The sequence below is a fragment of the Sorangium sp. So ce375 genome, assembly GCF_051473855.1.
Lineage (GTDB): Bacteria > Myxococcota_A > Polyangia > Polyangiales > Polyangiaceae > Sorangium.
In genome coordinates, this window is the sequence record NZ_CP150335.1 from 2,573,777 (window position 1) to 2,593,274 (window position 19,498).

Genomic DNA, 19,498 nt, shown 5'->3' on the forward strand with positions numbered 1-19,498 from the left:
CCGGGCTCAGGCGGCCGACGAGGGGCCGAGAGCCGCCGAGCCACGGTCCAGGAACCTGTCGTAATGCAAGTGCTTCGGCGGGATCACGCCGCGCAGCACGTCGAGCACGGCGTCGATCATCCCGGGCGGGCCGCACACGTAGGCCGCGCGATCGGCGTGGCCCGCAGCGACCTCGCAAAGGTAGTCGGTGACGTGCCCCTTGCGCCCCGTCCAGCGCGAGCCTTCAGGCTCCTGGGAGAGCACGGGCACGAACGCAAAGCGCCCTCGCCATCGCTCCTTGAGCGAGGTGATGGCGTCGAGCGCATAGAGATCCTGCTGGGTGCGCGCGCCGACGACCAGCGTCACGTCGCACGCGAGCCCGTCCGCGATCCCTTGCTCCAGGATCGCTTTGATCGGAGAGAGGCCGGTGCCTCCTGCGACACACAGGAGCGGCCGATCGGCCGCGTGATAGCGGAAGCCGCCGTGTGGCCCGGAAAAGCACAGGCGCGCGCCCGTGCGATCGGCGGCGAAGAGCCAGTCGGTGAAGGCGCCGCCCGGCACGTGGCGGACATGAAAGAGCGCCCTTCGCGGCGAGGCCCGAGCCGGCGCCTCGGCGAACGAGTAGCAGCGCGGCTCGCCGAGCCCCGGGGCGCCGGGCACCGTGAGCTGCGCAACCTGCCCGGCCACGTAGCGGACCTCCGCGGCGAGGTCGACCTCGAGCGCGAGGACGCCGGGCGCGAGCGGCGTCACGCGCGCGACGCTCGCGTCGATCTGCACCGGCGCGGGATCCGTCGAGCGCCCGCGGCCCATTCCCGGGACCTCGACCGCCACGTCCTCCGACATGGCCAGGCTCTGGCAGGCGAGGACGAAGCCGGCGGAGAGCTCCTCGGGCGTGACGTGGCGCGAGATATCCCTCTTGAGGCGGATATGCCCCGTGACGAGGCGGCACTTGCAGGTGCCGCACTCGCCCACATTGCACATGTGCGGAAATGGGATGTTCCCGCGCACGGCTGCGCTGAGCAACGTTTCCCCGGCCTCGATACGGGCCGCGAGATCGCTGCCCAGGACATGGAGCGTCCCGCCCCGACCGCTCTTCCGGCCGCCCAGTGAGATGGCTTTCACGATGTGATGTTTCCCTCTGCGTGCAGCTTCTAGGCGGCGGCCCCCGAAAAGCCCAATCGAGAAACCGTATGGGGTAGATTACGAGGGTGAATATTCCGCCGAATACACGATAGCCCGTTTCTTTCCGGTCGAGCCCGCCCGCCAGGGGCGCGTCAGATGCGGCTGCAGAGCTCGATAAGGGATCGCCGGAGCCACTCATGGGCCGGGTCGCCGTCCTGACAGGCATGCCACATCATGAACAGCGGGATCGGCTCGATGGGGAGCGGACAGCTCACCACCCGCACGGGGAAGTGCTGCTCGAACAGCCGCGCCAGGGGGAGCGGCAACGTGCAGACGAGGTTCGACTGCGAGACGATGTACGGCATCGAGAGATAGCGGGGGACCTGCACCCGCACGCACCGCGAACGCCCAACGACGGCCTGAATTTGCTCTGCCAGGTTGGTCTGGCCCTCGCGCGGCTCGATGATCACATGCTCGAGCGCCATGTACTCGTCGAGGGTCAGCGATGATCCCACGGTCGGATGATCTTGGCGCACCAGCGAGACGTGCTCGAGGTCGAGCACGCGCGTTCGGCGGAACTCGTCGCCAGGGATGACGATGTGATCCAAGACGAGCTCGACCTTGCCGAGCCGCATTTCGTTTTGCAGCGAGGCTCCGGGCTCGCGACAGAAATCGAGCCGGACGCGGGCGCCGAGCTGCTCGAGCCACTGCAGAAAACGAGGCACGAGGATGGCCTCTCCGAGGTCGGTGATCCCCAGCCTGAAGGTGTGGCTCGCCGTGCAATCGAAGGCGTCGCTCTGGGCGAGCGAGGCCTGGATCAGGTCGAGCGCTTTGCGGATCGGGCGAACGAGCGCTAGGGCGCGCGGCGTCGGGGCCATCTCCTTGCCGCGGCGCACGATGAGATCGTCGTTGAACAGGAGGCGCAGCCGGTTCAGCGCGCTGCTCACGGCCGGCTGGGTCATGCCGAGGCGCTCGGCCGCCCGCGTCACGTTGCGCTCGGTGAGCACGACGTCCAGCACCGTGAGCAGGTTCAGGTCCACGGCCCGCAGGCGAGGGGGCGGCGGTGCGTTCATGCGGGTAGGGTAGCGCCGCCCCGAGACCCTACGGGGGCCCGGGCGCGGCTTCGATGCCGCCCGGCCCGACCCCGGGGGGTGGCGGCATCGCCGCGGCCACGAGGGCCACGCTCGCCCCGCGCGAGAGCCCGAGGGTCACTCGGGTCCCCGCCGGCACGCCGATCAGGGTCCCGACCAGATACCCCAGCTTGCCCGTGACGTCGTGGCCGTCCACCGAGACGATCACGTCCCCCACCTGCAGGCCCGCCGCCGCGGCCGGGCCGCCGCGGCGCACCTCGATCACCTTGTGCGGCCGCATGGCGGACTCCATCGGCGACTGGGCCGGCTCGACCGCGAACCCGAGATCGCCGGGGAGCTCGCCGTGCTTCACCCGGCGCTTCGCCATGAGCAGCCGCCCGACGTCGGTCTCCGCGCCCGGCTGCACGTCGACCGGGATCATCGCCGGGTCGAACGCCGAGCTCATCGGATCCGCGGGCATGAGCATGATCACGAGGGGACCTCGGGGCACACGGTCGAGGTGAAATCGACCCTCCCCGTCGGTGACCGCGTGCTGCTGCACCGGAGAGGGGGCCATTCCGCCGGCGCGCGGGTACGCGTTCACGGTCACCCCGGCCATCGGCGCGCCGTCCTCCAGCGACACCACCTGACCCCGGAGGGCGACGCGCCCGGCGAGCGTGAGCACCACCCCGCTCCGCTGCTCCCCCTGCGTGAGCGTCACCTCCCCCGTGGCCGTCCCCTCCGGGGCGTCTGCGGCGATATCGTACTTGCCCGCCGGCAGATCGCTCATCGTCCAGGCACCCTCCGTGAACGAGAAGGACTCGTTCCGAAAGAACGGCGCGTCGCGGGCCGTGACGCGGATCGTGAACCGATCGGGCGGCGCGCCGCCGGGGCTGGAGACGGTGCCGGAGACGGTGCCTGTCTCCTGGATTGTGAGCGTCACGGTATCGCCGATCGTGACGTGCTCGACGGCGGCGCGGCCCCCTCCGCGACGGTGCGCCTGGACGGTGTACGTGCCCCGGCCCAGGTTCCCGATCACGAACTCCCCGTCGGGATCGGTGAGCACCGGCGCATAGGGCCCCATGCTCTCCAGCGGTGGGGGCGGAGCGGCCGGCGCGCCCGCGCCCTCGGGCTCCCACTGAACATTGACGAACGCGTCCGCCGCCGGCCTGCCGCTCCCGTCGACGACGCGCCCGTGGATCTCGCCGTTCTGGCGCTCCACGACAAGGCTCACGCGCGCGGCCGCCCCTGCCTTCACGGTCACCGCGACCCCGGGGTCGCCGCCAGCGGCCTGACCTGGCGCCCTCATGGGCATACCGCCCTGCATGGCCCAGATCCGATACGCGCCCGGCGCGACACCCTTGATCACGAACGTCCCGTCCGCGAGGGACTTTCTCGGAGGGCCGCCCCACCCGGGCTGCTGCGCGCTCAGCATGACGTCCACGCCTGCAACGGGGCGGCGGTCCTCGTCGGTCACGGTGCCCTCGACGCTGCCGCCGCCATCCATCACCAGGGTGATCTCGGGAGCGCGCTCATCGACGATCTCGACCTCCACCGGTTCGGGCGGAATGTGATCGTTCGAGCGCGCCATGACCCTGTACTTGCCAGGGAGGAGCCCCCGGAGCACGAAGCGGCCGTCGTCATCGCTCTGCCCGACGGGGCCGGGCAGCATCGCCCTCATGTCGGCCGGGCTCGCGTGGACCATGGCGCGCACAGGCTTGTCCTCGCGGTCCACCACCCGGCCGCGGAGCGGCAGCCCGGCGCGGACGGTCCACACGAGGCCCTCGACGTCCGCCTCGCCGACCTCCACGGCGGGGTAGGTCGGCTCCGGCGCGTGATCCAGGCAGAGCACCATCACCTGGTACGAGCCGGGCAGCACCCCCTCGAAGCGCGCCGAACCGTCGGCCCCGAGGGCAGCGGGGAGCCAGCCGCTCCCTTCGTGAAGCAGGGTGACGGAGCCGCTCGTGCAGGGCCCGCCCCCGGGCGCGACCTCCACGCGGCCGGCCACGCTGCTGGCGGGGTGCATCTCGATCACCACCTCGCTCGAGGTCTGACCGAGCCCGAGCACCACGCTCGCGCGCGCCTGGCCATAGCCGCCCGCGGCGCGCGCCGTGGGCTTGTACCGCCCGGGCGAGAGGCCCGTGATGCGGAAGCGCCCCTCCGCGTCGCTCGACACGGGTTTCACCTCCCCGGGGCCCCACCGCTGCTCCATCCCGGGACCGACCTTCGCGCCGGCGATCGGCTCGCCCGACCCCGCCTCGACGACCCGCCCCTCGAGCACCGAGCCGGGCGTCAGCGAGATCTCGAGCGGCGGCCCCGGCGCCATGCCGTGCTGCGACCCCTCGGCGTACCCGTCGGCGGTGGCGCGCGCCAGGTAGTATCCCTCCTCGGTCCACGCGGAGAAGGAGCCCTCCGCGTCGGAGCGGGTCACCGCGGCGCCCTGGTTCGACCCCAGGAAGCCGTGAATCATGACGAGCGCCCCGGCGATGGGCCCGCCGCTGACGTCCTTGACCTGACCCCGGACCTCGACGCCGCCGCGGACGAGCGTCAGATCGACGCCGGTGCGCGCCTCTCCCTGGCGGAGATCGATCCAGCGCGCGCGGTCCGGGGCAGGGAAGGCGTAGCTCGCCGGGCGGTGGCCCGGCGCCGAGGCGAAGATCGTCCAGCGCGCGGGGGAGAGATCCGCGAGCTGGTAGCGGCCGTCCTCGCCTGCGGGCGCGCACGTCGGCTCGCCAAGATCGAACGGCATCGGGCCGATCGCTCCGCCGCTCGCGCTGGCGCACACGAGCGCTCCGGCGACGGGCGCGCCGGCCGCATCCGCGACCCGCCCCGCGACGCTCCCGAGCTTCGGGGGCGGCGCGTCCCTCGCGCGGAGGCGCCGCGCTCCCCGCGTCGAAGCGGCGCTCGCCGGCGGTGCGGGGCCGTCCGCCGGCGCCCCTCCGGCGCGGAGCCACAACAAGAGGCCCATGAGCCCCGCCGCCGCCAGCCCGAGCACGACAAGGGCAAGCCACCGCCTCGCTTCCGCTCTCTTCATGGCCCGACAGCCCCTCCTCCGTCCATCGCCCCCTGCCGCCGGGATCACTAATCCATCGCGCGCACGCGCGGCGACGCCTCGTCCTGGGTAGCAAGATGGCGGCACGTTCCTGAGGCGGGTCGCGGGTGCTCGCGGGGGCGCGGGCGCCGCGGGGATGGCGGCACATTCCTGCGGCGGGTCGCGGGTGGTCGCGGGGGCGCGGGCGCCGCGGGTCTAGGGGCTCCGGGACGCGGCGAGGCCGCCGCGCCCCATCAAGGGCAGGCGGTCCCCTCGGCCAGCGCGAGGCACTCGTCCGGGTTCTCGAACGCGCGGCTCACGTGGAGCAGCCAGCAAGAGACAGTGTCTCCGCCCTCGGCGCTCGCGACGGAGTAGCCGGAATCGGTGGCGGCGCCCGCCATCGTGCTGCACTCGCCCTGGCACGCCGCGCCCCAGCCATCGTACGCCTCGCCGAGCGTCTCCTTGCAGGCCGCCTCGAACAGCGTGCAGTACGACACGCAGTTGCCCGTCACGTCCGAGCCCGGCTCAGCGACCCCGCAATGGCCGTCGCCGCCCGGCCCCGTGTGCGGGCAGTGGTTCGTCGGCGCCAGCATGGCGCTGTAAGCGTGGTACTTGCGGCAGCCGACGGTGTTCTCGGTCCGATCCTCCGCCCCGCCGGGAGGGAGCGCAGCGCAGACCGAGAGGCACTGATCTCTGGACTCGTAGACGGCCAGATCACCCGTGCACGAGGTCATGACCACCTGGCAGAAGTCCTCGCAGCTCGGCGCGGTCCCGTCCGGATCGGCGCAGGGCGTCACCGGGGTCAGGCTCGCGTGCGGGCAGTGCTCGTCGGGGTCCACCGTCGCGGAGCTCACGTGAACGAGGCGGCACTGCAGGGTGTCGCCGTCGTGGTTCTCGATGACGTCGAACGTCTTCACGTCCTTGAGCCCCGCGCACTTCGCGACGCACTCCTCCTCCGTCGCGACCTCGAGCGTGCACGCCGCGGCCCGCAGCGCGCAGTAGCTCTCGCAGTTGGTCCCGCACTCGCCGCCGCCGCCCGGGCCCGCCGCCGGGCAGTGCACTGCGACCTCGCCTGTGGCCCCCGCCAGCTCCGCCTGGCGGGCGCGGCAAGCGACCGTGTTGTCCACCGGCTCCAGGGAATCGCCCGCCGGCAGCAGCGCGCACACGCCATAGCAGGTCTCCAGCGTGGAGTAGACCTGGTGCTCTTCCGTGCAGTTCGCCATCACGTCGGCGCAGTACGACTTGCACTGATCGCTCACGGGGGGAGGCTCGGAGTGCCCGCCCCCCGTCTCCGCGCCGCCCGGGTCGAAGGTGCGGTCCTCGATGCCGGCGATGGTCTGGCAGCCGAGCCACGCGAGGCTCGAGAGCGGGGCGAGCAGGGCGAGCGACAGGAGGCCTGTCATGCGTCTCATTCGAACGTACCTCCCACGCGCAACCCGACGTTGCGCGCGTCCACGAACGCCCCCACCTGGACGGGCGGGGCCTGCCTCGGCGCGACGACGAACACCAGGACGGCGCCGCCGATCGCCGCCGCCGCCCCGAGCCCGAACGCGATGTTCGAGGCCGTGGCGGCGCTCTTGGCCTCCTCGGTCAGCGTGACGCCGCGCTCGTCCTCGCACGTGCTGCCGCCCTTGCAGTAGCCCTCCGCGTCGCTGTTCTTCGAGATGGCCTTCACGCCGAAGAACGTCCCGACGCCGAGCCCCACGACGCCCGCGCCGCCCACGACGAGGCCGATCAAGCGCGTCGTGTCGCCCCCGGACCCGGACGGCGCCGGCGCCGGCGCAGGGGCGCCGCGCGCGGGCGCGGGGCCGGTCGCCCCGGCGGGCGGCGGCTCGCGGGGCGCGGGCAGCGGCCCCTCGATCCGCTTGAGCGGCGGGACATCGACGCTCGCTGCGCCCTTGTCGCTCCCGAGCTTCACCGTCGTCGTCCAGGTCTCGTGACCCGGAGCGCTCGCCTCGATCGCGATCTCGCCCGGATCCACGGGGAGCGCGATGCCGAAGACCGCGGGATCGACCGCCTTTCCCGCGCTGCGCACCTTGAACCCCTCTATCGCGAGGTTCTCCGCCGCGACGCCGATGCTCAGCTTCGACAGGCCCGGCTCCAGCCGGGCCGCCCTCGCCTGCGCCTTGCGGGCGCGGTCGCCTTGCCCCGCGGCCTGCGACTCCGACATGGCCTGCCGGAACGTGGCCCAGGCGCTCGCCGTGCGGCCGGTGTTCTCGTAGCACTCGGCCAGGTAGAGGAGCGTGCCGATGCCCGGATCGATGCGCTGGCTCTGCTCCAGCCTCGGGCACGCCTCGGCGCTGCGCCCCTGCTTCATCAGGTCGAGCGCCGCGTCGAAGAGCGCCTCGGCCGCCGCCTTGTCGGCGGCGCTCGGCTCGGCCCGCGCGGGGAGCCCCGCGGAGATCAACGCCGCGCACAGGCCCAGGCCGACGCAATGGGTGATGCTTCGCTGACGACGTTTCGTACGCCTCATACGTCCCGTGTTCTCCTCCAAGCTGGCCACGACGAGCCTCGGGGCCGTCGCCGGATCGACGTGAGCGCCACGCTCAGCGCCGCCCGCCGAAGTCGCTGATCGAATTGCTCCGCGTGGGCTCTGGGCGCGCCCCGGCGTCGGGGTGCGGGCGCTCGTTGGGTCGGGCCGCGGCGGTCGCCCGCGGCGCGCCCGGCTGCGTGGCCAGAGGCGTCGGGGCGCTGGAGGACGCCGCCGGATGCGGCGTGGAGGTGCTGGCGGACGCCGCCGCCGCGGGCGAGCCGTCCGCCCCCCCGGGCGCGGCCCCGACGGCGCCGGGAGCCTCGCGCGCGGCGCCCTGCGCCGTCGTCTCGGCTGCGGGCGCCGCCGTCGTCTCGGCTGCGGGCGCTGCCGTGGCCTCGGCGGTGGGCGTCGCCGCGGTTGCGGGGGGCTGTCCCTGGTCGGGGGCGAACCCGGAGCGCAGGGCGAACAACGCGCCGAGCGAGGCCCCTACCAGGACGGCGCCGGCGGCGATGGCCAGGAAGACGCGCGCCCCGTTGCGGACCGTTCGCACCGGATGGCCCGAGTTGCTCCACGAGTTGACCGTGGGCCCTGTCTCCGCGTTGGGCGCGGTCGGCGTCCCTGGCACGAAGGACGGCGTGCCCGGCGCGAAGGACGGCGTCCCCGGCGCGAAGGACGGCGACGACGGCGAGGCCGGCGCGAAGGGCGGGCCCCCGTAGGGCATGGACGGGCGAGATCCGGTGTCGTGAGCGCCCCCGCTCGGCACGCCGGCCTGGACGAGCGACGGTCGTGCGATGTCCGACGAGCTGCCGAGCACGCGGCGCGCCCGGTCGACGTGCATGTGGCCTGTGGCGGGGCCGAACGGGAGCAGCGCGGCGGCCAGATCGCCGACGTTCCTCCACCGCTGCTCGCGGTCCTTGGCGAGGCAGTGCATCACGACGGCGTCCAGCTCGCGCGGGACGTCGGGGCGCAGCTGGGAGACCGGGGCAGCGTTCTCGTAGAGCAGCGCGTGGAAGAGCTGAGCGACGGAGTCGCCGTCGTACGGAGTCCGCCCGGTCAGCATCTCGTACAGGATGACGCCGAGAGACCAGATATCCGCGCGCGTATCCACGTCTCGCGCGGAGCGCACCTGCTCGGGAGACATGTAGAGCGGCGACCCGAGGAGCGACGCTGTCTGGGTCAGCGCCACCTGGTCTCGCGATATACCGAGCAGCGACTTCGAGATACCGAAATCGAGGACCTTGATGACCCGCTCGCCGTCGGGCCGGCGCGAGAGGAACAGGTTGGCCGGCTTGAGATCGCGGTGCACGATCCCCGCGGCGTGCGCCTCGGCCATCGCGTCGAGGGCCTGGAGCATGTACCCGACGGCCTCCATCATGGGCAGCGGACCTCGCGCCCGTATCTCGTGGGAGAGGTCATTCCCCTCCAGGAACTCCATCACCATGTAGGGCAGGCCGCCCTCGAGCGAGCCGACATCCAGGACGCGGGCCACGTGCTCGCTCTTGATCCTGGCCAGCGCGCGCGCCTCGCGCCGGAACCGCTCCGCCGGGTCGCCGCCGTCGGACCGGAGCGAGTGCAGGAACTTCATCGCGACCCGCTGCTCCAGCTCCAGGTGCCACGCGGAGACGATCGTGCCCATCGCACCCGCGCCAACGATCTGCTCCACGCGGTATTTGCCCGCCAGAACGTCGCCCACAGCAACGGGAGCCATCGTCATGGGCCCTAGGCTAGCCGAGATCCACGAGATCACATACTTCGGCGAGCCGCGCGCTGCGCGCGGGGCGTAAAAATCCTGTGGACAATTCCGCTGTGACGGAACCGTGTGTCTTGGCGTGTGGTGGGCGGGCATGACACCCGCCCGGCGAGATCTCACGGGCGTTTCAGCGCGACGCCCTCGACGCAGCGCCAGCGTTCGGTCGGCCCCTCCACGGACCACAGCTCCAGCCGGTCGGCCCACCACACCGCGTGGCCGAGCGCCAGCACCCGGGGATCCGCGGCGAGCGCCATGCGGTGCGCGGCCGGCAGCTCGCCGTACACGAGGCTCAGGTGCGGCCGAAAGGGGGCCTGGTTCGCGCCGAGCGCGGCCTCGGCCGCGCGGCGCAGCGCCGCGAGCGGCTCGGACGGCGCCACGTCGAGGAACACGCACCGGTGGCGGGTGCTTCCGGTGGCGGGGCCCCGCGCCTCCAGCGCGACGGGGCGGAGCGCGTCGCCGTCGCCGCGCAGCTCGCCGAGCTTCGCCGCCAGCGCGACGGCGTCGCCGCGCAGCCCGCCGAGCAGGGTGAGGTGAGGCGCGAACGCCGGCCCTCCGGTCTCCCGGGCGAGCGCCTCGATGAGCTCCTCGAGCCGCGCGGCAGGCGCTCCGCCGGGGACGAGCCACAGGGCGAACGCTGTCTCTTGCGTCATCGCCGACATCCCTTGCGCCGCCGCGCCCCGCGGGCAAGCGCCGGGATCTTTCATCTGGAGATCCGAGTGCCAGCGGCCGAACAGCCAACCGCTTCACGTCGCGGCGCAGCCGCAGCAGTTCCTCACGCTCCGGCGTCGTCAGCGTCCCCGGCGCACAGTGGCCCGCCTCGGTGTCCGCGCGCTTGATGCAGGCGCGCAGCGCGTGTCGGTCAGGTCGAGGTCGTTTACCATATCGCCGATCCTCCGGTCGCCCGCCTTCGCTAGCCGTACCGCCTCCGCCTTGAGCTCGGGCGTGAACGCCCTCCTCTTTCTCCGTCCCATCCCTGCCTTCTGGCGCCTCCGGGGGTGTCTACGGAAGCGGGGGAGGACCAAGTTGCCTTGAACGGCCCGGCGGGGAGCCCGGGCGTTTGCGGCGCCTGGCCTGATGCCATAGGCTCCCCCTCGTGATGGCAGCCGCGGCGACGCTCCCGACCCTAGCTGGTAATCTTCCTGCGGCGTGGACCGTGCGGGGCATGGACGCCTGGCTGACCAAGCTCCCGGCGGAAGTGCGAGCACAGCTCCGATGGGCGGTTCCAGGACTTGAAGCTGCGCTCGACGGTCTCCTGGCCGGAGCGCTCGACGAGGGCACCGTCGACGCCGCCGCGCATCGGTTCACGGTGGTCGTCCTCCGCTGTCGGGCGTTGCTTCAGCGTATCCTCGGCGGGCAGATCTCGCCTGCGCAGCATCAAGCACGACTGCTCCCGCGGATTCCCGAGGTGGCCGCCTTCCTCGGGGAGCCGCTATCGGCGTCCCATGCCGAGAAGGCGATCCGGGCGGCAGTCGCAATCAGCAGGGGCATCGAAGACGACGTTCTGAAGCGCTCGGAAGGCCCTGAGGTCGAGTCGCTCGCCGCTGCGCTCGAGGACGGCGACATGGACGCGCTGGCAGCGAGGCTACTCCAGCCCCCGGTGGGAGCAGTAATGCGCGGTTACGTGCTGCTGGCTGCCCTGCTCGAGTCGCTGGAGCGGCGTGGTTCGGCCGAGCAAGGCCGGCGCTTGGCGCGCCTCGCGCTGGTTCATATGCTCTGGGCGATCCGCGAACTGCGCGGCGAAGGCGTGCGCATCGATCTCTACCCGGGTGATTCGGCCGAGCTCGTGGACGATCGCCGCCTCGACGCGGTCGCGACCCTCGTGTCGGAGGAGTGCTCAACGCTTGAGCTTCAGCTCCTCGGCGGGTTTCCGCGGAGGAACGCTGCTCCTGCCCATGTACCTAGCCCACCGCCTCCGCAGATCCAGCGGAGCATGACGTATGTCACCGGGGTCCAGTTCCGCCCCTATCCCGCCTTGATGCTGGAAGGGCAGGCCTGGTGGCTAGGGTGCTCGCCGGAGTTGCTCGGGCGCGCGCTCTTGCTTCGGGAACAGCCGGTGCAGGTGCTCTTGCTGGTGAGCGCAGCGGGATCGAGCGTGCTCCGAATCGATGCGGCGTCGGATCGTGATGCGCCGGACGCTGCCACACGCACAGCGGATATGCTGCGCGATTGGGACGAGCTCCTTCACCGCCTGGCCCGATGAGCGATATCGTCGACGACTGGCCGCCGCGTCCCACGATCACGCGTGTGCTCGAGCTCCATGCGGCGGCGTTGAAGCACAGCGGCGGTATGCCTGGCCTCCGCGAGCCGGGGCTGCTCGACGGGGCCGTTGCAGGAGCGATCACAGCCACGCTCTACACATCGCCGAACGACACGATGGACCCGCTCTGGATGGCAGCGCACTTGCTCTGTTACATAGCTCGCGATCACCCGTTCGTGGACGGGAACAAACGCGTAGCGTGGCTTTCGTGCGAGGAGCAGCTCCGGCTGGTGCGCCTGCGCGTCACCGCGGCAGTCGACGATGCAGAGAGGCTGGTCCTCGATGTGGTGGCGCGACGCTTGGAAGCGCGCGATATCGTGGCCTGGCTCGCAACGCGGCTCTCGCCCTACGATCCTTGAAGGGACGAACGGCTATAGACGAGCGATCCGAGGCGGCTGTTCCGCCCAGGAGGACGCGATGGGTGGCATCGACGGCGGTCGCCACGAGGGGAATCTATCCGCCGACGCGGCGGTCGTCACGAGGGGCATGAACTGTCAGGCCGCGGCGAGCGCGCTGACCATGACGTAATACCCATCAGGATCGCGGAGCGCGAATTCGCTGGTGCCGGTATTGGGGTTCAAACGGGGCTCCTCTTCCAGTCCAGCGACAAGGGCGCGTGCCCGGAGCAGCGTCTCATCGAAGTCGTCCACGCGAAAGAACAAGAGTAGCCCATTGCCAGGCTGAGCATTGTCGGGGCTGGTGAGTGGTGGGTGCTCGTGGGCTCCCCACTGGTGAAGGCAAAGCAAGACCGTTCCATCGGTGTCCAGTATTTGCCCGAAATCATCATGGGCGGGATCCGTTGCCGGTTGACCAAACAGCGACTGATACCACTTGAAGCTGCGAGCAACGTCAGCAACACCGATGATTGTCCACGTGCGTTTCATCGCTTCCTCCTGCGGCCTGACGTCGGCCGATGAGCCGCGGGCGCCGCGCCAGTCGGATCCACCGGCGGGTCGGGCGGCGTCAGCGTGCGCCTGGGAGCGCGCCCGCGAGTCGTCGCGTGAGCTCGGCCGCTGGCACTTCCCTGCACCCGCTGGCGTTTTGCCCCGCCCATAGCGGCGAGAAGTCGCCGCTGCCCTGGCTCTCGGCCTTGGCGCGCAGGGGCGCGATCGCCGACGTCGCCAGGGGAAAGGCTGGCGCGGCGGCGCTCATCGGCCCAAGCTCCCTCATCAGGCGGTTCACGATGCCCCGAGCGGGTCGCCCGCTGAACAGGTTGGTGAGCGCCGTGAACCTGGCTGCGTCGCTCCCGAGGGCCGCGCGATGCACCCTGCTCGTGGTGGCCTCGGGGCACAGCAGGTAGGCCGTCCCGATCTGTACGCCGGCCGCACCGAGCGCCATGGCGGCCGCAACACCCCTCGCGTCCGCGATGCCGCCCGCAGCGATGACGGGGATCTTCACGGCGTCGACGATCTGTGGCACCAGCGCGAAGGTCCCGAGCTGGACGCTGAGATCGTCGGACAGGAAGCTGCCGCGATGGCCGCCCGCCTCGATGCCCTGGGCGATCACCGCGTCGACCCCGCGCGCCTCCAGCCAGCGCGCCTCGTCGACCGTCGTCGCAGAGGACAGGATCTTTGCGCTCCAGCGGCGCACCCGCGAGAGCAAGGCCTCCGAGGGCAGGCCGAAGTGAAAGCTCACCACAGCAGGCCTGAGCTCGTCGAGCACATCGGCGGCCTCATCGCTGAAGGGCAATCGGCCGGGGCCGGTCGGGATAGCGCTCGCATCGACGCCGAGCTCAGCGAAGTACGGCGAGAGCCGGGCGCGCCAGCTCGCTTCTCGCTCGGCATCGGGCTCGGGCCGTGTGTGACAGAAGAAGTTCACGTTGAACGGCCTCGCGGTCTGCGCCCGGATGGCCGCCAGCTCCTTGCGCAGGGCGTCCGGGCCCAGCACGGCGCCGGGCAGCGAGCCGAGCCCACCAGCGTTGGAGACCGCGACCGCGAGCGCGCTGCCCTGCACGCCCGCCATGGGGGCCTGGATGATTGGAAGATCGATTCCAAGGAGCTCCTGCAGCGTCGTCATGGGAATCTCCAGAACCACTGCCGAGGCAGAGTCCAGTTTTTGTTCTTTTCCCGCCCAAGAGAGGGCGTTCGGCCGTGGGGCCTGAGCGTAAGCGAAGGGCCCATCGGTGGCAACGCCGAATTGGACAGCACATGCTCACCTGCGCGACGCGCTTGAGCACCGAACAGGTTGAAAATTGCCTGAATTTAATGGGTTGCTAGGCCCGATCGATCTGCCGGGAAGCAAGCACCAAGGGCAAGGAATGCGGGAAAGAGAGCAACCGCAAGGGCGCAAGGGGCGCGAGGGACCAGAGACGAGAACTTTTCTTGCCTCCCCCTTGCGCCCCTTGCGCCCTTGCGGTTGCTCTTCCATTCTGTTGATTTCCTCGGGACTCCAACGTGATCGGCGCTCTAGTCGTTCCTCTCCCAATACGAAGGTCGACATGAGGTGTCGGGGATGAGCGTGGCTCGGGGATTCGGCCCTGGATCTCCGAAGGCACGCTGAACACCGTCTGTTCGCTCGCAGCGGACCGGGGCATCGCTCTTGCGGTAGGATTGAGAGCTGGTTTCATAGTCGAGGTGCCACGTGACGGACCACGTTGAACCATGAGCCCTCGCAAGCCAATCCGGCGCGCCGGTCGTTAGATGCTCAGCCTCCAGAAAGTAGAGCCTCTTCCATCCATTTTTCGATTCGGGCAAAGACACTACATGGCCAATGCCGTCGAACACGGTGCGCACGCACGCCGGAGGCTCCCGGGACACCACCACGCGCGTCCCCATTTGTGTCGGCGACGCGCTGAATGTCACCGTGTAGTCCTCGCGGCCGTCCGCGTTGATGTCGCCGATCGACTCTATGCCAGGCGCTTCGCTGTCGAATGGCAGAACCCCAAAGAGTGCATCCTTCGCGGAGCACGACGTCTCTGCGAGGTACCTCGCCTGGAAGAAGACGGCACAGTTGTTGCTGTCTTTGGGAGCACCCGCGTCTGACCAGCTGAACCCGAGCTGGTAAACGCCCGCCGGCAGCTCGATCGTGCGTTCTTCCTCGATCCTCGTCAATTCCGTGTCGCCTTGCCGAAGCGACGGCGTGATGCCGGCTGCAGGGCACCCTGGCGCCTTGAGCCATACCAGCGCTCGTTCGCGAAGTCGGAGCGAGCGGGAGCCGGCGCTGCTGGCGACAGCAGTGATTTGCAGGTTGGCAACGTCTTGCGCAGCGGCGCTCGGTGGGCGTGGCTGTTCCGATGCGCTCGAGCCACCATTGGATGTTTCTTGGATGGGGGTCGGTGGTCGAGTCGCAGAGTCGTGAGGCAGCGGCGACGGACCATTTCTGGCACAGCCGGCGTGCAACAGCAGTATCAGGGGTAGCGGTGAGTGTGTCGCTTTCATACGCAGGCTGCTTTGTCTGTTCGACCGTCAGTCGATGGGTCCACCGACGATGCCGGACCAGGTCTGTCTAGTTCGTCGCCTTCGGTGACCTCCCCCACGGAAAATCTCACGGATCGGTCCTGCGCTGCAACGCCCAGATGCTGTCCAGCGCCATAGGGTGGATCGGCCTGAGACCGGTGGCGGTCGCCGAGCGCTCGACCGGCGGCGAGCCGACCAACGCCGGCGACGGAGGCGCTGCGTGGAGCTGGCGAGCCGGGCCGACCACCGCTTCGGATGGCACAATCCTCCTTTCGGCACGATATCTACCGGCGCGCCCACCCCGATCTCGCGGCGCCGCGGCAAAAAGTGTGATACTCGTGCGGCGCATGGGAGCTGGAGCGAGCAGAGGTCGAATCCGGGGGAGGCGTATTCATTGGTTTCTTGTCGCGGCCGCCGTGGGGCTGGGTTGCTCCAGCGACCACGGTGTCACGCCGGGAGGTTGCCCCGCTGGCGAAGAAGGCTGCAGCGGCCGCTGTGTCGACGTGCTCGACGACGAGGCCAACTGCGGCGCTTGCGGGGTTGTCTGCGGGGCCGGCATGCGGTGCAGCGGGGGGAAGTGCGCCCTCAGCTGCCAGCAGGGGCTGACAGACTGCGGCGGCGTCTGCACCGACACCCGCAAGGACAACGCGCATTGCGGCGCTTGCGGCGCGCCGTGCGGCGAGGGAGAGGTGTGCGACGGCAGCGGAAAATGCACGCTCACATGCCAGCCGGAGCTGGCGAACTGCGGCGGGGTCTGCACCGATCTCCGCGCGACAAAGGCCCACTGCGGCGCGTGCGACTCACCGTGCGGGCAGGGCGAGCAGTGCAACGGCGAGGGGAAGTGCACGGCGCACTGCCAGCAGGGGTTCATCGACTGCGGCGGCACCTGCGTCGACCCGAACACCAGCGACACCTTCTGCGGCGCGACCGGCGATTGCAAGGGCGACAACGCCGGCGTCGCGTGCGCCGCCGGCCACAAGTGCGACGGCGCCGGCAAGTGCGTGCTGAGCTGCCAGGCGGGCCTCATCGACTGCGATGGCACGTGCATCGACCCGAACACCAGCGACGCCTTCTGCGGCGCGTCCGGCGATTGCCAGGGAGCGAACGCCGGCGCCACCTGCGCTCCCGGGTACGAGTGCGACGGCGCCGGCAAGTGCGCGCTGTGCTGTCCATCGGACTTCGTCGAATGCGATGGCAAGTGCGTCGACCCGAGCACGAGCCCCACGTACTGCGGCGCCGACGCCGCGTGTACCAGCTTTGCGACGTGCACGGCCACCCAGGCGTGCGTGAACGGCGCTTGCAAGGATCTCGAGCCGGTCCCGTCGGCCGGCTGCAGCAAGAACACAAAGCGCTGGCTCACCCGCCCCACGACCTCGACGAGCATCACCACGTATGTGCGCAGCTGGGGCGTCGCCGTGGGGCCGAGCGAAGAGATCTCCGTCGTCGGTGATCTGGCAGGCAGGGCCACGTTTCACGGGGGCGCTCCTCAGGAGTTCACGCTCACGGGAGGTCAGCTCGGCAACGCGATGATCGTCCGGCTCGCGGGCGACGGCACCGTGCTGTGGGGATCCACCGCCCAAGGCGAGAGCAAGGCGATCGACGTCGTCGCGCTCGCCGACGGATCCATCGTTGTGGCGGGTTATTTTCAAGGCTCCATCACCTTTCACGCCGGCGCGCCGGACGCGGTGACGCTCACGGCGGTGGGCGGGTCTCTGGATTATGACATCTTCCTCGTGAAGCTCGATCCTGCGGGCGCCGTGGTGTGGGCGAAGTCCGCCGGCGGCCCCTCCTCTGATTTCCCCGCGCGGATCGACGCGCGGGACGACGGCTCGTGCGCGCTCGTGGGCTACTTCGGATCGAGGTTGTCCAGCACCATGACGCTGGGAGCGGGCGAACCGGGGCAGATCCAGCTCACCAGCGACAGCCAGTGGGAACAAGGGTTCGTCGCGCGTTATCGAGCCAACGGCGAGCTCGACTGGGCCGTGGCCGTCGGTGGGCCGTCGCGCGATGATCGGGTCCACGGCGTCCGCTGGCTCTCGGACGGCAGCCTCGCAGCCACGGGGCAGTACACGCAGCAGGTCAGCGTCGGCGGCATGAACGGCTCGGGGACGACCCTCACGGGCGACGCGACGAATACGAGGATGTTCGTCCTGCGGTATCTCGCGAGCGGCGAGCTCGCCTGGGCCCGCCAGCCCGAGGGGTTCTCCCTGGGCCGGGACGTGTTCGAGGCCCCGGACGGCACGATCGGCGTGTATACGGGCGCCGACCTGGGCGTCGTGTTCGGCGCTGGCGAGCCGGCGCAGGCCGCGACCGCGGTTTCGGGGTGGCAGCTCGCCAGGTACGAGCCTCTCGGCTCCTTTGTTTCGCTGCTTCGTGTGGCGCAGGCGAACGAGCCCCAGGACATGGTCATCACGCCTGACGGATCCATGGTGCACGTGGGGTTCTTTTCCAACAACGCCACGTTCCCTGGTCCGGGCGGGATGGACGTCCGGCTCTCGAGCGCCGGCGCGGCCGATGTCTTCGTTGCGTGCGCGGATCTCGCGGGTCAAACCTACTGGACGCGCCAGGGAGCGGGCAATCAGGACAACCGTGCACAGGCCATCGCGCTCGCGCCGAACGGCGACGTGGTGGTCGCGGGCACCTTCGACGACATGATGACGTTCGAGCCGGGGTCGGCGGACCAGCAGGTCCTCACCGATGCCGGTTACAAGAACATGTTCGTTGCGCGCTTCGCCCCCTGAAGATCAGCGCTGTCCCGGCGCCGCCGTGTTAGGCGGTGCCACAGCTGGCCCGGCGCCAGGCGGTGCCGGCGCCGCCGCGCCGGGCGGCGCGGCGTCCTCCGGCGCTGCGGCGGCGTCGCTGGACGACGCCGCGCGGCCACGGCCCTTGTAGAGCGACGGCGCGATCGTGTCGGCATCCTCCTCGTCCCACCGCAAGTAGGCGACGGCGCGCCGGGTCTGGTCGTAGGCGTGCACGAGCAGCGCGAACGCGCGCGCCCGCCTGTCCGCGGCCTCGGTCGGCCCGGGCCCTGCGCCATGCTCTTTCACGCCGAGGGCGGCGAGCAGCTGCGGCCCGATCTCCCCGGCTCGCTTCACCTCCTCCTCGGTCGCCGCCGTCCTGTCTGCGATCTCGCACCAGCTCTCGCCGAACAGCGCGGAGAGCGCGACGAGGTCGTTGGCTGTATCGATGTGCCCTTGTCCTGCGCGGATCTCCGCCACGGTCTCCGCGTCGAGCAGGCCGCGGCGGGCGAGCGCCTCGGCGTCGCTCAGCAGGTCCTCGCGCAGCGGGACCGCCTCTGCGACGAGCGGCTTCAGCGCGCTCTCGGGGTCTCTGCTGGACAGGTACACGAGGTGCGCGTGCCACGCGGCGAGCGCATAGGTCTCGAGCCGGTCGAGCAGCGCGATGTCGTGCTTCTGGAACTCCTCGGCGATGGCGGGACGCAGCGCGACGAGGCCAGGCAGCACGCCCAGCACCTGGGAAACGGCGCGGGGGATATCGAGGTTGATGGTGATGAGCCGGTCCGGGCTCAGCGCCTCGATTTCGGGGAGCGCCCTGTCGAACGCGGCCGCCGCCTGGGGCGGGGCTGCGGGCTTCTTGGGCGCCGGCTTTTTCTTGATTGAAGTCGAAGGCTTGGCCATGAGGGGAGCACCTCTCGTCGGGGTCCTTCGCCGGGCGCCGAGAGGACATGGACTGCCATGCTTCCCGCCCCCCCGCGCTGGACGTGATGTGAGCGTCCGGCGCGCGCCGGACGTTCCGGCCAGGGGTAACTACGCATCGCAGTGTGTCAACGGAGCCGGCTGACTTCATGAACGAGGTGCCACCAGAGTCGTAATCTTGCGTCATGGCTTTTGCGCCTGCGCCTACCTGGAGCGAAGGCTGTGCCATTTTCGACAAAGGGCATCGACGGCGACCGTGTCCGGTGCGCCGAAGGCAGCGGAGCTGGCCCGGGACGACCGCGGCCGGTGCGCCGAAGGCAGCGGAGCTAGCCAGGGACGACCGCGGCCGGTGCGCCGGGGCCAGCGGAGCTAGCCAGGGACGACCGTGTCCGGTGCGCTGAAGGCAGCGGAGCTGGCCCGGGACGACCGCGGCCGGTGCGCCGAAGGCAGCGGAGCTAGCCAGGGACGACCGCGGCCGGTGCGCCGGGGCCAGCGGAGCTAGCCAGGGACGACCGTGTCCGGTGCGCCGAAGGCAGCGGAGCTGGCCTGGGACGACCGTGTCCGGTGCGCCGAAGGCAGCGGGGCTGGCCAGGGATGACCGTGTCCGGTGCGCCGAAGGCAGCGGAGCTGGCCTGGGACGACCGCGGCCGGTGCGCCGAAGGCAGCGGAGCTGGCCTGGGACGACCGCGGCCGGTGCGCCGAGGCGCGGAGCGGGTCGCCTGCCACCGCGGGCGGCGTGCAGGCCGGGCGCGCTTCCAACCTCGC

At 70.8% G+C, this 19,498-nt stretch carries 14 protein-coding genes; 3 read left to right on the forward strand and 11 right to left on the reverse strand.

The genetic code is table 11. The annotated features are described in order from the left end of the window. Positions 1 to 6: 6 nt before the first annotated feature. The 7 genes from WME90_RS09890 to WME90_RS09920 all read right to left on the reverse strand — a co-directional run bounded on the left by WME90_RS09890 (position 7) and on the right by WME90_RS09920 (position 10,075). The gene (locus tag WME90_RS09890; RefSeq protein WP_437280833.1) at positions 7 to 1,101 is read right to left on the reverse strand and encodes a 2Fe-2S iron-sulfur cluster-binding protein; all 1,095 of its coding nucleotides are present in this window, start codon (positions 1,099 to 1,101) and stop codon (positions 7 to 9) included. A 152-nt stretch (positions 1,102 to 1,253) separates the two neighbouring features. Then, a complete protein-coding gene (locus tag WME90_RS09895) occupies positions 1,254 to 2,174 on the reverse strand; it encodes a LysR family transcriptional regulator (protein ID WP_437280834.1) in 921 nt (306 codons plus the stop codon). A 28-nt stretch (positions 2,175 to 2,202) separates the two neighbouring features. Next, positions 2,203 to 5,205, reverse strand: coding sequence for a carboxypeptidase regulatory-like domain-containing protein (locus tag WME90_RS09900; protein WP_437280835.1), 3,003 nt, complete (start codon positions 5,203 to 5,205; stop codon positions 2,203 to 2,205). 251 nt (positions 5,206 to 5,456) lie between these two features. Beyond that, complete coding sequence (locus WME90_RS09905) at positions 5,457 to 6,614, reverse strand: hypothetical protein (protein ID WP_437280836.1); 1,158 nt, start codon at positions 6,612 to 6,614, stop codon at positions 5,457 to 5,459. Next, positions 6,611 to 7,675, reverse strand: a complete 1,065-nt coding sequence (locus tag WME90_RS09910) for a tetratricopeptide repeat protein (protein ID WP_437280837.1) — start codon at positions 7,673 to 7,675, stop codon at positions 6,611 to 6,613. Before WME90_RS09910 ends, WME90_RS09905 begins: the two co-directional genes overlap by 4 nt. A gap of 73 nt (positions 7,676 to 7,748) precedes the next feature. After that, positions 7,749 to 9,389, reverse strand: coding sequence for a serine/threonine-protein kinase (locus tag WME90_RS09915; protein ID WP_437280838.1), 1,641 nt, complete (start codon positions 9,387 to 9,389; stop codon positions 7,749 to 7,751). Positions 9,390 to 9,541: 152 nt separating this feature from the next. Further along, complete coding sequence (locus WME90_RS09920; protein ID WP_437280839.1) at positions 9,542 to 10,075, reverse strand: 2'-5' RNA ligase family protein; 534 nt, start codon at positions 10,073 to 10,075, stop codon at positions 9,542 to 9,544. A 512-nt stretch (positions 10,076 to 10,587) separates the two neighbouring features. Here WME90_RS09920 and WME90_RS09925 point away from each other — a divergent pair. Together WME90_RS09925 and WME90_RS09930 are read left to right on the forward strand one after the other, a co-directional pair. Next, positions 10,588 to 11,625 carry a hypothetical protein gene (locus tag WME90_RS09925; RefSeq protein WP_437280840.1) on the forward strand — a complete coding sequence of 346 codons (1,038 nt, stop codon included), beginning with the start codon at positions 10,588 to 10,590 and terminating at the stop codon, positions 11,623 to 11,625. After that, positions 11,622 to 12,041, forward strand: a complete 420-nt coding sequence (locus WME90_RS09930) for a type II toxin-antitoxin system death-on-curing family toxin (protein WP_437280841.1) — start codon at positions 11,622 to 11,624, stop codon at positions 12,039 to 12,041. The genes WME90_RS09925 and WME90_RS09930 overlap by 4 nt, the downstream gene beginning before the upstream one ends. Positions 12,042 to 12,176: 135 nt before the next feature. Here the strand turns inward: WME90_RS09930 and WME90_RS09935 are convergent, their stop codons facing one another. From WME90_RS09935 to WME90_RS09945, 3 genes are all read right to left on the reverse strand, one after another. Next, entirely contained in the window at positions 12,177 to 12,566 is a 390-nt protein-coding gene (locus tag WME90_RS09935) for a VOC family protein (RefSeq protein ID WP_437280842.1), read from the reverse strand. 79 nt (positions 12,567 to 12,645) lie between these two features. Further along, positions 12,646 to 13,698, reverse strand: coding sequence for an NAD(P)H-dependent flavin oxidoreductase (locus WME90_RS09940; protein WP_437280843.1), 1,053 nt, complete (start codon positions 13,696 to 13,698; stop codon positions 12,646 to 12,648). 389 nt (positions 13,699 to 14,087) lie between these two features. Further along, positions 14,088 to 14,732, reverse strand: a complete 645-nt coding sequence (locus tag WME90_RS09945) for a hypothetical protein (RefSeq protein ID WP_437280844.1) — start codon at positions 14,730 to 14,732, stop codon at positions 14,088 to 14,090. Between the two features lie 848 nt (positions 14,733 to 15,580). On the opposite strand from WME90_RS09945, the gene WME90_RS09950 reads away from it, so the two are divergent. Continuing rightward, positions 15,581 to 17,818, forward strand: coding sequence for a hypothetical protein (locus tag WME90_RS09950; RefSeq protein WP_437280845.1), 2,238 nt, complete (start codon positions 15,581 to 15,583; stop codon positions 17,816 to 17,818). 3 nt (positions 17,819 to 17,821) lie between these two features. Here WME90_RS09950 and WME90_RS09955 read toward each other — a convergent pair whose 3' ends face one another. Further along, the gene (locus tag WME90_RS09955; RefSeq protein WP_437280846.1) at positions 17,822 to 18,715 is read right to left on the reverse strand and encodes a hypothetical protein; all 894 of its coding nucleotides are present in this window, start codon (positions 18,713 to 18,715) and stop codon (positions 17,822 to 17,824) included. Between the last annotated feature and the right edge of the window lie 783 nt (positions 18,716 to 19,498).

What these genes read in the sequence shown, in the direction of transcription:
- WME90_RS09895 (WP_437280834.1), bottom strand. Translation starts at nt 2,174, where the DNA reads ATGAACGCACCGCCGCCCCCTCGCCTGCGGGCCGTGGACCTGAACCTG.
- WME90_RS09900 (WP_437280835.1), bottom strand. Translation starts at nt 5,205, where the DNA reads ATGAAGAGAGCGGAAGCGAGGCGGTGGCTTGCCCTTGTCGTGCTCGGG.
- WME90_RS09905 (WP_437280836.1), bottom strand. Translation starts at nt 6,614, where the DNA reads ATGAGACGCATGACAGGCCTCCTGTCGCTCGCCCTGCTCGCCCCGCTC.
- WME90_RS09910 (WP_437280837.1), bottom strand. Translation starts at nt 7,675, where the DNA reads ATGAGGCGTACGAAACGTCGTCAGCGAAGCATCACCCATTGCGTCGGC.
- WME90_RS09915 (WP_437280838.1), bottom strand. Translation starts at nt 9,389, where the DNA reads ATGACGATGGCTCCCGTTGCTGTGGGCGACGTTCTGGCGGGCAAATAC.
- WME90_RS09920 (WP_437280839.1), bottom strand. Translation starts at nt 10,075, where the DNA reads ATGACGCAAGAGACAGCGTTCGCCCTGTGGCTCGTCCCCGGCGGAGCG.
- WME90_RS09925 (WP_437280840.1), top strand. Translation starts at nt 10,588, where the DNA reads ATGGACGCCTGGCTGACCAAGCTCCCGGCGGAAGTGCGAGCACAGCTC.
- WME90_RS09930 (WP_437280841.1), top strand. Translation starts at nt 11,622, where the DNA reads ATGAGCGATATCGTCGACGACTGGCCGCCGCGTCCCACGATCACGCGT.
- WME90_RS09935 (WP_437280842.1), bottom strand. Translation starts at nt 12,566, where the DNA reads ATGAAACGCACGTGGACAATCATCGGTGTTGCTGACGTTGCTCGCAGC.
- WME90_RS09940 (WP_437280843.1), bottom strand. Translation starts at nt 13,698, where the DNA reads ATGACGACGCTGCAGGAGCTCCTTGGAATCGATCTTCCAATCATCCAG.
- WME90_RS09955 (WP_437280846.1), bottom strand. Translation starts at nt 18,715, where the DNA reads ATGGCCAAGCCTTCGACTTCAATCAAGAAAAAGCCGGCGCCCAAGAAG.